Raw genomic sequence first — 14,672 nt, 5'->3', positions numbered from 1 at the left:
AACGACTGGCCGCCCTTTCTTTTCAGAAGGAACTCCGCCGCGTCCTGTAACATGCATGGGTTGTTCCGCCCATGGCGCGCCGCGCGGCATGGATAGCCCCTCGTCCGGGAACCGCTTTCCCATGAAACTACGCTCCTATCTCGTCTGGATCGCCACCGCCAGCGCCATTCCCCTGATCGTGTTCGCGGGAATTGCGCTCATGCAGTTGCTGCAGAAGGAAAGGGAGGCGTTTTTCAAGACCATGCGCGAGACCGCGAATGCGATCGCCCTGGCGATCGACGGCGAGCTGGCCTCGGCTCAGCGCACGCTCGAAGCCCTGTCGACCTCGGACCATCTCGCCGCCGGCGATGTGGAGAAATTCAAGAGCCAGGCGCAGAGCCTGCCGCTGGATTCGGCGCAATGGCTGGTGCTGTACGACGTCAGCGGCCGGCAGCTGATGAACACCTATGCGCCGCACGGCCAGCAGCCTCCGGCGCCGCCGCTGCCCAACGCCCAGGTGACGACGCGGGCGGAACGGGTGCAGCTGGTCGCCCAGACCGGAACGGTACAGGTCACCGGCCTCAACGTCGGCACGGTATCGAAGCAGTACGCGATCGGCATAGACGTGCCCGTCACCATCGATGGCCAGGTGCGCTATGTGCTCAGCCAGGTATTCCTGGCCTCCCATTTCGCCGAGGCGGTATCCCAGCGCGGCGTGTCGCCGACCTGGGTGGTCGGCATATTCGACCGCATTGGCCTGAGCATCGTCCGCACCCCGCAGCCGGAAAAATTCATCGGCGGCCAGGTCAGGTCGGAGCTGTTCGAGGCATCGCGCCGTGCCCATGCCGACATCCTGCGGCATCAGACCCGCGACGGCATCGAGGTCTACGATGCCTTCACCCATACCCAGATGTCCGGCTGGACGGTGGCGGTGGGCGTGCCGGTGGAAGAGGTGGAGTCGGCAGCGCGCCGGGCGGTGCTGCTGTCGGCATTGGGACTGATCGCCGCCATCATCGCCGCCGCGCTTGCCTCGGTCATCTTCGGCCGCCGCCTGGCTGATTCCATCGCCGCGGCGGCGGAGGCCTCCGGGCGCTTGCGCCAGCAAGGCCCGATCACCTTCCGCAAGGCGCCGGTGCGTGAAGTGGCCCAGTTGCAGCAGGCGCTGCGCAATGCGGCCGAAGTGATCCAGGAATCCGAAGCGGCGCGCGCCGCCCTGCTCGGCAGCGAGCGCCAGGCGCGGGCGCAGGCGGAGAAGCAGAACCGCCTCAAGGACGACTTCCTGGCCATGCTCGGCCATGAACTGCGCAATCCGCTGGCGGCCATCTGCGCCGCCATCGATGTGCTCGGTTCGGAACAGGCCAGCGCCGCCATGCGCGCGCGTGCCCAGGACATCCTCCAGCGCCAGAGCCGGCACCTGACGCGCATCCTGGACGATCTGCTCGACGTCAACCGCATCCTGCGCGGCAAGGTCACGCTGAACCGCCAGCGCCTCAACCTGAGCCAGTCGGTGCTGACGGCGATTCAGCTGCTGCGCGCCAGCGGCCGCGACGGCCGGCACGACATCCGGCATGCGCTGCAGCCGGTCTGGGTCGATGCGGATGCCACCCGGCTGGAGCAGATCATCAGCAACCTGCTGACCAATGCGGTGAAGTACACGCCGGAGGGCGGGCTGATCACGGTGACGGTGCGCGAGGAGGACGGCCAGGCGCTGCTGGCGATCAGCGATTCCGGCGTCGGCATCGCGCCCGACATCCTGCCGCATGTGTTCGACCCGTTCGTGCAGGCCAAGACTTCGCTCGACCGGGCCGGCGGCGGCATCGGCCTCGGGCTTTCGATCGTGCGGCAACTGGTGCAGCTGCATGGCGGCAGCGTGAGCGCCGACAGCCCCGGTCCGGGCCAGGGCAGCACCTTCGCCGTGCGCCTGCCGCTGAACCATGCCGGGCCGCAGGTGGATGTCCGCGCCGCGCCGGTCGAGAGCGCAGGCTGGCGCGTGCTGCTGGTGGACGACAACGACGACAGCCGCGCCATGCTGGCGGGCATGCTGTCCTTGTCGGGCTGCGACGTGCTGGAAGCGGCGAACGCAAAGGACGGCATTTTTCTGGCGCGGACCAACGCGTTCGACGTGGCCGTCATCGACATCGGTTTGCCCGATATCGATGGCTATGAGCTGGCGCATCGCCTGCGCGGCGACGAAGCCACCCGCGCCCTGCGCCTGATCGCACTCACCGGCTATGGCCAGGACGCGGACCGCGAGCGGGCGATCAAGGCCGGTTTCGACCGGCACCTGGTCAAGCCGGCGGAAGCGAGAAGCCTGATCGAAAACATCCATGGCTTGTTGCAAGAGGACACGCGCGGCGCATGAGCCGGCGGCGCCGGCTGTGGCAAGGCCGCTTCCACCTGCGTCCCGTTCATCGACCAGCCCCATGCCGGAATCCCGGGATCGGGACGCCTGAATCGAGGAAGGACCGGGGAGCGAAGACGCATCGACTCATGAAGCTCGCCATCCGGATGGCGCGGCCCAGCGCAATGGCGCGCCATGGGACGCAGCCGCCGGCTCGTCGCCTTGGTGATCATGCCGGCGCTTCGCGTTGAAGCACTCGCCCGAATTTTCTTCGTCAAGCCAATCACCCTCGTCGTGTTTTAGTGGCGAGGCAGCGATGCCGACGCCATGGCCCGCATGTTCGCCAGGAAGCCGAGAGGTCGGCTCAGGCGCGGCGTTGCCGTGGAGAATCGGCCCGGCGTGGACGGCGCAATCGCCCGCGCCCCCGGCAATCAAGCCGCTGCGCCAACGGCGCGAACCGGCGGTTCGAATTCCACCACCCATACCCAGGGATTTTGCGCCCAGCTGTTCGGCCCATGCATCGCCTCCCATTGGGCGCGATAAGCCTGTGTCGCCGGCGAGACGCTCATCCCCTCGGCCAGCGCATCGGCTTCGCTGATGCGGTTCAAGCGCTCGACCCGCACCTCCACGATGGCCAGCGTGATCCGGCTGGCCCAGCGCGGCATGAACAGCGAACTGCGCCAGGCGCCCTCATCCGCCGGCGCTTCGCCATCGGCGCGATAGCGCACCTGCATGGGATCATCCTTCGCGCCGGGCACCGGGCGCCAGGTTTCCTTGACCCACAAGCTGTCGCCGGCGCTGCCATACGGGTTGCGGTCGACCGCCTGGGCGGCTTCGGCATCTTCCCAGAAAATCTCCGCATTGCGCCAACGCGTGCGCCATCCAGTCCCGTGCGGCAGGGGCTGGGGCTTCACGATGCGCCGCGTCTGCGTCTTCGTCCCCGCGAGCAGGGCGCGCACCATGGGCGCGCTGAAGATGATTGGTCTTTCATTCATGGCATCTTGCCGGGCAGCGATGGTGCCTGCGTGATTCTTTTGTCATGGCAATCGCGCGACAGCGGGATGGACACGATCCGGCGTGTGCTTGTACGCTTTCGCGATGGAAAAAATGCGTGTCGTAAAGATTCGGGTCACGGGTCCGTTTCGTGAAAAATATTGGGTGCGTTCGGCCGTGCGACATGTGACTCCGGACGAGGGTGAGCCCTATCTGGTCGCGTCGGCGAACATCTTCGACCAGCCTCCGGCCATGGGCGTCGCGCCGCGCATCCAGGTCGGCAGCCACATCCGGACCGACGATTTGCTCGACATGCTGCAGAATGCGGAGCGCGTGGCCCGCGACAAGATACATCAGGCGCTCGCCTGAACGTCGGTTTCTCACGCCTGACAGGCAACAAAAAGCCGGCGCCCGAAGGTGCCGGCTCGTTGCCGACTGCATCGAATCGAATCAGCGGCTGCCGCCGGTACCGGAGCTGCTCGAACCGCCTGATGCGCCGCCTCCCATGCCGGACGAGCCCGATGGGCTGCCCATGCCCGAGGAACCGGAGGAGCCCGAAGAACCGCTCGTGCCCGAAGAGCCGGACGATCCGGAAGAGCCGCTCATGCCGGAGGAGCCGGAGGAACCCGAGCTGTCCATGCTCTTAGAGCCGGAAGACTTGCTCGAGCCGGACGTTCCGGAGGAGCCGCTCGAAGAGGACTTCTTGCTCTTCATCTTGTCGCTCGAATTCGACTTGGACGAACCGGAGCCGCTGGACATGTCGGAGCTGCTTGAGCCGCCGGAGCTCATGCCGCTGCCGGAACCCGAGGAGCCGGCGCTCGATGTGCCGCCCGGCGCGTTGGACATGCCCGAGGTGGAGCTCTGGGCGATCGCCATGCCGGTGCCAAGGGCGGAGACCAGTGCTGCAATCAAAAGCTTTTTCATGTTGCCTCCATCAATTTCCTGATTGATCAATGTCGCCGGAGCATTATCGAATTGTCCCGGTCGTCTGCCAGACGCTAGCTGGAGGTGGTTAGAAAAAGACCCAGGCAAAAGTTCATTGGCAAATTTGTATCAATTCGTGACGTTTCTCGAGGGCTTGCCGATGCAAGGCAAGGGCATGTAGGGTCCAGGACGATGCCGGATTCACCATCGGATCGAGAACGTTGGCGGCATGGACTTGTCGAATTTGCCTTGCCGTGAAAAGCGGGGCTCATGTTCCGCGCAATCGAGCGCAAACGCGCTGCTCACCTGCGCAGAAAACGTTTCTGTTGCCCACGGCCACACTTGATGGAGGCATCATGAATTCCCAGGATCCAGACCGGATCAATCGCTTGGTCGGCCGTTTTCTTGAGCTGCAGGAACAGTGGGCGGATCGCCCTGATGGCTTTGATTGGCATGCATTGACCTCCCTGGCGGCGGAAGGCGCCGATGCCTATAACGAGGGCGCCGGCCCGTCCTTCCATGCCCTGGCGCTGGGCGGCGTGGCGTGCAGCGAATTCCATGAACGATTCCTGCAGGCGTCGATCGAAGCCGGTTTCGACCCGTTCAAGCTCACCCGGACCGGGAACGAGGCGCCGGAAAAGCCGGTGATCGATCATGCCTCGCTGGCGCGGGATGCCGCCGCGAACCCGAGCGCGGCGCGCATGCATGACGCCTTGCAGGAACTGGCGCGGCGGCGCTTCGAGCCGATGCTGCGCCAGGACAGCGCCAGCGACCCGGCGTCACCCCTGTTCACGGTTTTCCAGGCCTGCGCCGAATCGATTCCGCGCGACTTGCTGGCCCGTGTCGCCCCCGATCTGGCCAAGCCGAGACCGGGGCGCCCGCAGCCGGTGAACGCCGAGGAAGCCTACCTCAGCCAGGCCGAGTCCATCATCGACAGCAGGCGGCCCTACGGCTGACCATGCCGGCCGGCGGCGCGCGGGCGCAGCCGGCAAACCATTTTTCCGCGAAAGGATGCATGCCTTCACCCGCGCGTGCGGGAAAGGCTCATGAAGAGACTGAATGAAGATATCGAAATACGCCTTGCACGACGCGGAGCCATCCGCCACTCCCGGAGAATACGATCCCAGCAAACTGCTCAATGCCCTGATCGCCAGAATGAACCTGAAGCAGGATGCAGACCTCGCGCGCACCCTCGCACTCGATGAGAAGACGCTGAAGAAGATACGCGACCGGCGCCTGCAGATCAGCACCTCGATGCTGATGCAGATGCAGGAAGCCACCGGCATCAACGTCGCCGACCTGCGCATGCTGCTCAACGACAGGCGCGAGTCGCTGCGCACGCCGCATCATCGCTTCAACCGTCGCCGCTGATCGGACGCGATGCGCCGAACCATGGTAAAACCCAGGCCCCGCCCGTGACCCCTCCCGGGTCGGGGCCGCGACCAGCTCCGGCCACACCAGTTCTTCAACAATCCCAAAGAGCGTTCCATGGCTTTCACTACCGAATCCCATCCCGGCGTCCATGCCGATGTTCCCGCCGCCGCCCGCGGCTTCGTATTCAATCATTCCATGCTGCGGGTGAAGGACCCGGCGGTCTCGCTCGGCTTCTACACCGGCGTCATGGGCATGCGCGTGCTGCGCAAGCTGGATTTTCCCGAGATGAAGTTCTCGCTGTACTTCCTGGCGAAGCTGGAAGAAGGCGCGGCCGTGCCCGATGACGTTGCCGCGCGCACCCGCTGGACCTTCGGCCGCGAAGGCGTGCTGGAGCTGACGCACAACTGGGGCACCGAGAGCGATCCGGCGTTCAGGTACCACGACGGCAATGCGCAGCCGCAGGGCTTCGGCCACATCTGCTTTTCCGTGCCGGACCTGAAGGCGGCGGTCGACTGGTTCGACGAGAACCAGGTGCCCTTCGTCAAGCGGCCGGAACAGGGCAGGATGAAGGATGTGGCCTTCATCAAGGATCCCGACGGATACTGGATCGAGATCGTGCAGGCCGATCTGCTCGGCCAGCTGGGCCAGTCCTGATTCGTCTGAGGTCCACGCCATCCCGCCAGTCGGGATGGCCGGCGTACTTTTTCGGACTTCCTTGTGTCTGCCCGTGGCGTGCGGCGCATGATGGCGCTATCATCGCTGTCGTTGTCAAAATTTCGGCGCTTCGCTTGCGAAGCCCGCGATGAGCCGTCGGCTGCAACACCATCCAATACAGACCAACCACAAGGAGGATTCCATGAACAAATTCAAGATGCTCGCCCTGGCTCTGCCTTTCGCCCTGCTGGCCGGCTGCGCCTCGACCGGCAACCAGGCTGCCGGCGGCGCCGCCAGCGCCCAGGCCGCCGCCCCGGCCGATGATGCCGCCATCACCGCCAAGGTGAAGGCTGCCCTGGCCGCCGACGCTGAAACTGCGCCGCTGAAGGTCGACGTCGCCACCAGCGAAGGCGTGGTCCGCCTCAAGGGCGAAGTCAAGACCATCGTCCTGCGCCGCAAGGCCGAAGCCGTCGCCAAGGGCGTGCAGGGCGTGAAGTCGGTCGACAACCAGCTCGTCATCACCGGCTGATCGTTTTTCCCTCCGGCCGGCGTTTCATGCGCCGGCCGCTCTGATTCGCTCCTTGCCGCTGCAGTTCAACGGCATCCTTTCCCTTGCTCAATCCGGCCCCGGTTCGGTCATTCCCTCGACCGTCATCCGCACCACCTCGTCGAAGCGGGCCATGACCCTTTCCATCCAGTCGGCATCCTTGCCGCTGAAGGCGTCCCGCATCCGCCGCTTCACCCGTTCGCGATGGCGTGCCGGCTCCCCGGCCACATGATGAAACCAGTGATCGGCCCGCAAGGCATTGAGCACCGCGAGCGCCGGCCGCGTGCCGAATTCCAGGCCGACCGCATAACTCTCGCCGGCCAGGGCGCGGTCGAAGGCTTGCGTCAGCGTGCCTTCCACCGCGGCGCTGACCGAATCGCCCGCCGCCATCGAACGCAGCTGGCCGCCGTACCAGCCCGACAGCCGCCGGAAACCCGGATCATCCGGCGGCAGGTAGCTGATCAGCTCGCCCGCGCCGCGCCGGCCCAGGCCGGTATGCAGATCGAGCAGGAAGGCTTGCCGCCGCTGCTGCAGGAAGGCTTGCATAATCGCTTCCCACACCCGCCGGCTTTCGGTCGGCGCTTGCCCGCCATAGAACAAGCCGTGCGGATGATCGTACTGGCCGGCGCTGACCGCCTGCTGCAGCCTTCGCCGCCGCGCCGGCGTCAGCGCGCCCGCCAGCAGCCGCACCTCGTTCCACCAACCCATGGGCAGCGGACGGTAGCGCCGCATTAGGCGGTCGTGAAAGGCGCCGTAGGCGGAAGGCGGCCGGCCCGCCAGCGGAAAATCGACGAAGTTGCGGTTCAGGTCCACGCCCTCGACCGTCACGCGGCGGTCATGCAGGTAGCCCCAGGGATTGACTGCATGCACCAGCAGGAAGGCGAGCCTGTCCGACATGAAGGGACGCCAGGCGGCGATCGAGTCGATGAAGTGCAGTTGACAGGCGGCGCCGGCATAGCCTTCGACGCCGTGTGTGCCGCTGGCGATCACCAGCACCGATGCCGCGGCGTCCTTCCCGAACCAGGCGGTATCGGTATGCAGCCCGGCTGCGCCATGTTCGAAGGTGCGCAACCGTCCGCCTGCCTGCATCGCCTTGGCGCGGAAGGCGGCGCGCGAGGCGTGGTAGCCGCTCGGCAGCATCGCGGCCGCTAGCGCGCCGGTACCCGCCGCACCGGCGCCGGCGCAACCGGCATGGCCGGCGATTGCGGCATCCCGGTCGCAGGCTGGCCGGCTGCCGGCGGCTGCCCGAGCATCGGGTAGGCTTGAATCACCACCGGGGGCGAATCGCTCATCTCGGTCCGCGCCGACCGCATCCGATCGGGTTTCTGGGTGCCGACGCGGGCACCGAGGAGGGCAGGCGAGTCTTCCGGCGGGCCGACCTGATCCGGCACCACCGAGACGCTGCGGATCGCGCACGCCACCGATTCCACTTTTCCCATGCGGCGGAAGATGTCGTACTCCAGGTGCTCGGCGCCGGGTTCGATCGGAAAGACGCGCCAGCTGGCGCGCATCGTTCGGCCGTCGGCGAGGCGCAGGTCGCAGCCATGCATGTCGGGTTGCATGGCCTGCTTCCTGTCGAGGTTACGGATGCGCAGCACCGGATCGCCGAGCCGGTCCTCGCAGAACTGGATGGAGATCGGTCCCGACCTGCCGGCCGGCTGCGGCCGGCAAACGAGTTCGGTCTGGGCGTGCGCCGCCGCGCTGCACAGCATCAGGCCGGCAGCAAGCCAGCGCAGCGGCCAAGCGTCGTAGGGAAGGAGGGCGTGGTTGGTCGGCATGGCGATGATCCGGGTCGGGTGCGTTGGAATGCCTGCCCACATCCTATCGCCGCCGCCCGCTCCCGGACGCAGCGGCTGATTGACTGCACTCAAGAAACCGTGCGCGCGGCGGGAAAGTCGCCGTGTTGTCAACGGGGAAAATGCATTCGCGGGCGCTTGCTCCCTTAACACAAGGGTCGCCGGCCGGGCAAGTTGTTCACACTTTTATGGGAGCCGGCGACGCAAAAATATTTTTTCGCACATCTTCCCCCCATGAAATCCGGATGCGCTAAGTCATTGATATTTAAAGCCCCCATCCACTGCTTTCGAAATAAGCAATCTATTGGAAGCCGCGGAAATTCTGGCTTTGATCATTGTCAACCTCAGGTTACTCACAAAGTTATCCACAGGATGTGTGAATTTCTCTGGAATATCATTCTGTTACAAGGACTTACGAAATTTCCTTAAGTTATTTTCTTATTTTCTTGCAGGAATGTAATTCATTTCCTTTTGTAAATGCTTTGCGCTGGATGCCTGTTCTGGTTCGTGCTGCCGCCGTTCTGCTCAACAGGACTTGCCCAAAACATAGGCATGTCCATATTTGACTTTAGAAACAAGCACTTGTGCGCTATTCCCCAGCTTATCCACAGCTTTGGCTACGCCGTCTGTGCATAAAAACGGAGAAATCCACAGCCATCGACGAGTCGCTGCATGGCGGAACCCATGTCAGTATTTCATCCGGCGCAAGGTAGAATCGTAATTCTTGCGCGAGCGACAACGACTGAACAACAATACCGGCAGCACAACAGGACGGAGGAGAAGAGCATGAAACTACTGCGATACGGTTCCAAGGGCCAGGAAAAACCGGGCATGCTCGATGAGAGCGGCGTGCTGCGCGACTTGTCGGCGCATCTGCGCGACATCACGCCGCACAGCCTGACGCCGGAAGGCCTGGCGGCGCTGCGGGCCATCGATCCCGCTTCCCTTCCCGAGGTGCCGGGCACGCCGCGCCTTGGCACCCCGTTCACCGGCCTCGGCAAGTTCATCTGCGTCGGCCTGAACTACAGCGACCATGCGGCCGAAGCCGGCATGCCGATCCCGAAGGAACCCATCCTCTTCACCAAGTGGAACAACAGCTTCGCCGCGCCGAACGATCCGGTGGTGCTGCCTCGCGGTGCGAACAAGGGCGACTGGGAAGTGGAACTCGGCGTGGTCATCGGCCGCAAGGCGCGCTATGTCAGCCTCGACGAAGCGCTGCAATGCGTGGCCGGCTATTGCGTGGTGAACGACGTCTCCGAGCGCGAATACCAGCTGGAGCGCGGCGGCACCTGGGACAAGGGCAAGGGCGCCGATACCTTCGGCCCGGTCGGCCCCTGGCTGGTGACGAGCGACGAAGTGCCGGACCCGCAGAACCTCGACATGTGGCTGGACCTGAACGGCCGCCGCTGCCAGCAGGGCAATACCCGCACCATGATCTTCGGCGTGGCCTACCTGATTCATTACATCAGCCAGTTCGCCACGCTGTATCCGGGCGACCTGATTTCCACCGGCACGCCGCCCGGCGTGGGCATGGGCCAGAAGCCGCCGGTCTATCTGCGCGCCGGCGACCGCATGCGCGCCGGCATACGCGGACTGGGCGAGCAGCAGCAGGAAGTGTTTGCTTTCGATGAGGCGCTGCTCGACTGAGCCGGCACGAACCCGCGGGAGATGAGAATGGAACACGCAAAGATTGCGATGGTGACCGGCGCCGGCTCCGGCATCGGCAAGCACGCGGCGCTGGCGCTGATGAGGGAAGGCTATACCGTGGTGCTCACCGGCCGCCGCGCCGAACCGCTGGAGGCGGTGGCGGCGCAGGGCGCGGCATCCGGCGGCAAGTCGCTGGTGGTGCCGGCGGATGTGGGTGATGCGCAATCGGTGCGCCAGCTGTTCGCCAGGACGCGCGAAGCCTTCGGCCGGCTGGACCTGCTGTTCAACAACGCCGGCGTGTTCGCGCCGCCGATGTCGCTGGAGGAAATGACGCCGGAGCATTGGGAGTCGGTGGTCAGGATCAATCTCACCGGCGCCTTCCTCTGCACCCGGGAAGCCTTCCTGATCATGAAGGACCAGTCGCCGCGCGGCGGCCGCATCATCAACAACGGCTCCATCTCGGCGCACAGCCCGCGCCCGAACGCCGTCTCCTACACCACCACCAAGCACGGCATCACCGGCCTCACCAAGCAGGCGTCGCTCGACGGGCGCAAGTACGACATCGCCTGCGGCCAGATCGACATCGGCAATGCCGCCACCGACATGACGCACACGATGGCCGCCGGCGTGCAGCAGGCCGATGGCCAGATCGCGGCCGAGCCCCGCATGAACGTGGACGACGTGGCGCGCGCCATCGTCTACATGGCCAGCCTGCCGCTGGAAGCCAACGTCCAGTTCATGACGGTGATGGCCACCAAGATGCCCTTCGTCGGTCGCGGCTAGTTATTCGAATGGCCGCGGCGTGCCGCCGCACCTGCTCCGATTGCAGTCCCCAAGTCCAACCAAAAAAGGGAGTCAACATGAAAGCAAGACAGCATATCGCCATGGCCCTGTTCTGCGCGTTCGGCATGGTCGCCAGCACGGCGGCCCTGGCCCAGGCCGCCGGCATCAAGCGCGAAATGGTGAAGAAGGCCGATGTCTCGGTGCCCAACCATGAAGCCGTGGTCGCCCGCGTCGAAGTGGCGCCGGGAGTGCTGGCGGGACGCCATACCCACCCCGGCGACGAGATCAGCTATGTCACCGAAGGCGAGGGCGAAGTCCTGATCGACGGCGAGCCGCCGCTGAAGATCAAGGCCGGCGATGCCTTCGTCATCCCCGCCGGCAAGATCCACGATGCCAAGAGCACCGGCAGCACGCCGCTCAAGCTGGTAGGCACCTATATCGTGGAGAAGGGCCAGCCGCTGGCCACGCCGGCGAAGTAAGCCCGCCGTCCCCATCACGTTCCGGCGGTGCTGCATCGGCAGCGCCGCTTCATCCTGCCGCGGCCCAGCGCCTGCGAACGCCGCAAATCCCCTTCTCTTTACTTCTTGGCAGCCAGCGCATGCGAAGGTTTGCCCTGGTTCCTTTTCGCTGATCCGGACCCGGATCGGCCGCCGCCGGAACAGGTCCGCGACGGCGCAGCCGGGCAAGCAAACGGCCACGCGGTCAGCCTGCGCCTGAGAACGCATGCGTGCATGCCAACACCCCTTGACCGTGGGGCGTTACGGAATTACCGGCATCAAACAGGCTTTAGAACAAATAGCCGGGAACAGGTATTGCCAAACATCAACTTACTGTTGCATGATGGAAATTAGGTAAAAATTGCTCGGATTTGTCGGGAAGGCATGATGCCGACCGATCGTTCAGCAGAAAGCGTTGGCCATGTCCACCCTCCGCCGGAAATATGCTCGTCGCCCGCAGCATGCATTCGCCTTCCTCCGGGAGCGGCCCTTGGCGGTGTTCGCCTGGCCGGCCGGCTGCGTGGCGCTCGGCATCGCCGTGAGCGTGGCGCTGAACGCGAGGCTGTCCACGGAAAAAGAAGCGCTGCAGGCGAAGGCATTCAGCCAGGCGGCGTCGCTGGCGGCTTCCTATGCCGAGCAGATCGGCCGCGTCGTCGGCAACCTCGACCAAGTCACGCGTTCGGTTGCCTTCCAGTTCCATGAATCCGGAGGGCGCCTGCAGCTGGAGCGCCAGGCCAACCGCGGCATCTATCCCGACGAATCGGCGCTGAACGTCGGCATCGTCGACCGGCACGGCAAGGTCGCCACCGCGCTGCTGGAACAGGCGCGGGGCATGGACCTGTCCGGCCGCCCGTGGTTCGCGCTCCACCGCGCCGGCGAGGCCGGCGGACTGGCGATCTCGGCGCCGCATTTCAGTCCCTTGCATGGTCAGGCCACCGTCAATTTTTCGCGCGCGCTGCGCGACGCCGAAGGCGCGCTGGAGGGCGTCGCCTTCGTGTCGGTCAAGCAGGCGTTCCTGACTTCCTTCTACGACCCGTCGCTGGATGGGCCGGATGACGTGGTGGCCTTGCTGACCGCCGACGGCGCCCCGCTCGCCTCCAGCCTGGGCGATGCAAGCCATCGCCAGGTGAACATGCTGAAATCGGCGCCGCGCTTCCCGACGCCTGCCGGCGTGGCGAGCTTTCCCGGCGACCGTTTCAATGACGGCCTGGCCCGCATCGTTGCCTGGCGCACGGTGGAGCGCTACCCGCTGGTGTCCTACGTGGCGCTGACCGAGCAGACCGTGTTCGCCGCGCATGAAGCCAAGCAGCGGGAATACCGGACCGCCATCCTCGTGATCGATCTGCTGCTGGCCTGCCTGGCTCTGGTCGGCATGGGCTATTCGGTGCGCCTGGCCTGGCGCAAGCGGCAGACCGAAGCCATCAAGGATACCTACCGTCTCGCCACCGACAATGCGCAGGAGGCGTTCTTCATGTGCCGGCCGGTGTTCGATGCCGCCGGCGCGGCGGCCGATTTCATCATTGAGGATTGCAATGAGGCCGTCCTCGCCTTCACCCGGGTGAGCCGGCGCGACCTGATCGGCAGGCGGCTGTCCCGCCTGTATCCCGAGTCGAGGTCCGCGGCCGCGCTGGAAGCCTATCGAGGCGCGCTGGAAACCGGCTTCATCGAGGACGAGTACCTGCTGTCGGTCGACGATGCGGCGCCTTCCAGGTGGGTGCAGCGCCGCATCGTCCGCTCCGCCGACGGCCTCGCCGTGACGCTGCGAGACATCAACGAGGCCAAGGAACACGAAATCTCGCTGTCGCGCATGGCCAACTGCGATGCCCTGACCGGCCTGCCCAATCGCCACTGGCTCGGCCACAATGTGCCGGCCTGCCTGGCGCAGGCGGCGCGCGAGAAGACCCGGGTGGCCATCCTGTTCATCGACCTGGACGACTTCAAGAACATCAACAATACCCGCGGCCATGCCGTCGGGGATGCGGTGCTGAAGATCGCCGCCGAACGCATGCAGGCCATTATCGGCTTGCGCGGCGGGGTGGCCCGGCTCGGCGGCGACGAGTTCACCGTGATCTATGACCGGCTGCCCGGCGATGCGGTCGCGGTCGCGCTGGCCGAGCGCATGCTGTCCGACCTGGCCCAGCCGTTCGTGGTCGACGAAGAAGAGCACATGGTCAGCGCCTCGATCGGCCTCAGCATCTTCCCCGACCATGGCGAGGACATGCAGACCCTGTTCCGCCATGCCGATGTCGCCATGTATGCCGCCAAGGCAGCCGGCAAGAACGGCCTGCAGATCTACCAGCCGTCGCTGTCGCACCAGGTGGTCGCGAAGCTGGAAATGAAGTATGCCCTGCGCCATGCGATCGACCATGACCAGTTCGTGCTGCATTACCAGCCGCGGGTGGACGCGCACTCGGGTGAGCTGCTCAGCATGGAAGCGCTGGTGCGGTGGATCCATCCATCGCGCGGCATCGTGCCGCCGATGGAGTTCATCCCGCTGGCGGAAGAGTCGGGCCTGATCGTCGACATCGGCGCACTGGTGCTGGAGAAAGCCTGCGCCCAGATCGCCGCATGGCGCGCCGCGGGCATCCCGGCACGACCGGTGTCGGTCAATGTCTCGCCCAAGCACTTCAGCGCCGGCTGCCTGCTGGAACAGGTGCGCGCCTGCCTGAAGCGGTACGACCTGCCGGCCTCCCTGCTGGAGCTGGAGATCACCGAATCCTGCATGCTCGGCGATGGAGACTGGATCTCGCGCGAAATGTCGGCCCTCAAGGCCATGGGCATACGCATCTCGGTGGATGACTTCGGCACTGGCTACTCCTCGCTGGCGCAATTGCAGCGCCTGGACATCGATGTGCTCAAGGTCGACCGCGCCTTCACCATGGACCTCACCGGCAGCAGGCATGGCGTCGCGTTCTTCAAGACCATTCTCTCGATCGCCGAGGTGCTGGGCCTGCGCGTGGTGGCTGAAGGCGTGGAAACCGAGCAGCAGCTGCAGATCCTGCGCCAGCTTGCCTGCCACGAGCTGCAAGGCTATTTCATTTCCCGGCCGGTGGCAGCGGCCGACATCGAATCCCATCTGCGCAAGACGCTGAACTTCGACTTGGGCGGAAGGGCGCTGGCGCTGGCCTGAGCCGGCG

Annotated in this window: 14 protein-coding genes; 11 read left to right on the top strand and 3 right to left on the bottom strand. The window is 65.3% G+C overall.

What is annotated here, in order from left to right:
* Positions 1–121: 121 nt before the first annotated feature.
* Entirely contained in the window at positions 122–2,341 is a 2,220-nt protein-coding gene (locus CHB88_RS07755; protein ID WP_176442369.1) for a hybrid sensor histidine kinase/response regulator, read from the top strand.
* A gap of 410 nt (positions 2,342–2,751) precedes the next feature.
* Here CHB88_RS07755 and CHB88_RS07750 read toward each other — a convergent pair whose 3' ends face one another.
* On the bottom strand, positions 2,752–3,315 hold the full coding sequence (locus CHB88_RS07750) for an ASCH domain-containing protein (RefSeq protein WP_089398732.1): 564 nt from the start codon (positions 3,313–3,315) through the stop codon (positions 2,752–2,754).
* A gap of 88 nt (positions 3,316–3,403) precedes the next feature.
* Between CHB88_RS07750 and CHB88_RS07745 the strand changes: the two genes are divergently transcribed.
* The 6 genes from CHB88_RS07745 (at position 3,404) to CHB88_RS07720 (ending at position 6,794) form a co-directional block, all read left to right on the top strand.
* On the top strand, positions 3,404–3,682 hold the full coding sequence (locus CHB88_RS07745) for a hypothetical protein (RefSeq protein ID WP_143131171.1): 279 nt from the start codon (positions 3,404–3,406) through the stop codon (positions 3,680–3,682).
* Positions 3,683–3,818: 136 nt separating this feature from the next.
* Positions 3,819–4,259: a hypothetical protein gene (locus CHB88_RS07740; RefSeq protein ID WP_089398730.1), complete on the top strand. Its 441-nt coding sequence runs from the start codon at positions 3,819–3,821 to the stop codon at positions 4,257–4,259.
* Between the two features lie 334 nt (positions 4,260–4,593).
* Positions 4,594–5,193, top strand: a complete 600-nt coding sequence (locus CHB88_RS07735; RefSeq protein WP_089398729.1) for a hypothetical protein — start codon at positions 4,594–4,596, stop codon at positions 5,191–5,193.
* 103 nt (positions 5,194–5,296) lie between these two features.
* Positions 5,297–5,608 carry a hypothetical protein gene (locus CHB88_RS07730; RefSeq protein WP_089398728.1) on the top strand — a complete coding sequence of 104 codons (312 nt, stop codon included), beginning with the start codon at positions 5,297–5,299 and terminating at the stop codon, positions 5,606–5,608.
* A gap of 117 nt (positions 5,609–5,725) precedes the next feature.
* On the top strand, positions 5,726–6,265 hold the full coding sequence (gloA, locus tag CHB88_RS07725; protein ID WP_089398727.1) for a lactoylglutathione lyase: 540 nt from the start codon (positions 5,726–5,728) through the stop codon (positions 6,263–6,265).
* Positions 6,266–6,467: 202 nt separating this feature from the next.
* Entirely contained in the window at positions 6,468–6,794 is a 327-nt protein-coding gene (locus CHB88_RS07720; protein WP_245844809.1) for a BON domain-containing protein, read from the top strand.
* An 87-nt stretch (positions 6,795–6,881) separates the two neighbouring features.
* Here the strand turns inward: CHB88_RS07720 and CHB88_RS07715 are convergent, their stop codons facing one another.
* Both CHB88_RS07715 and CHB88_RS07710 read right to left on the bottom strand, forming a co-directional pair.
* A complete protein-coding gene (locus CHB88_RS07715) occupies positions 6,882–7,952 on the bottom strand; it encodes a DUF2817 domain-containing protein (RefSeq protein ID WP_089398725.1) in 1,071 nt (356 codons plus the stop codon).
* Positions 7,953–7,960: 8 nt separating this feature from the next.
* Positions 7,961–8,590, bottom strand: a complete 630-nt coding sequence (locus CHB88_RS07710) for a hypothetical protein (protein ID WP_143131170.1) — start codon at positions 8,588–8,590, stop codon at positions 7,961–7,963.
* 804 nt (positions 8,591–9,394) lie between these two features.
* Here CHB88_RS07710 and CHB88_RS07705 point away from each other — a divergent pair.
* The 4 genes from CHB88_RS07705 (at position 9,395) to CHB88_RS07690 (ending at position 14,665) form a co-directional block, all read left to right on the top strand.
* Positions 9,395–10,255 carry a fumarylacetoacetate hydrolase family protein gene (locus CHB88_RS07705; RefSeq protein WP_089398723.1) on the top strand — a complete coding sequence of 287 codons (861 nt, stop codon included), beginning with the start codon at positions 9,395–9,397 and terminating at the stop codon, positions 10,253–10,255.
* Positions 10,256–10,282: 27 nt separating this feature from the next.
* Complete coding sequence (locus CHB88_RS07700) at positions 10,283–11,038, top strand: SDR family oxidoreductase (protein WP_089398722.1); 756 nt, start codon at positions 10,283–10,285, stop codon at positions 11,036–11,038.
* A gap of 101 nt (positions 11,039–11,139) precedes the next feature.
* Positions 11,140–11,517 carry a cupin domain-containing protein gene (locus CHB88_RS07695; protein ID WP_245844835.1) on the top strand — a complete coding sequence of 126 codons (378 nt, stop codon included), beginning with the start codon at positions 11,140–11,142 and terminating at the stop codon, positions 11,515–11,517.
* A 439-nt stretch (positions 11,518–11,956) separates the two neighbouring features.
* The gene (locus tag CHB88_RS07690) at positions 11,957–14,665 is read left to right on the top strand and encodes a bifunctional diguanylate cyclase/phosphodiesterase (RefSeq protein WP_143131169.1); all 2,709 of its coding nucleotides are present in this window, start codon (positions 11,957–11,959) and stop codon (positions 14,663–14,665) included.
* Positions 14,666–14,672: the final 7 nt, after the last annotated feature.

The sequence above is a fragment of the Noviherbaspirillum humi genome (assembly GCF_900188095.1).
GTDB lineage: Bacteria > Pseudomonadota > Gammaproteobacteria > Burkholderiales > Burkholderiaceae_D > Noviherbaspirillum > Noviherbaspirillum humi.
Note: the sequence above shows the minus strand (reverse complement) of the source record. Positions and strands in the feature narration are given on the sequence as shown.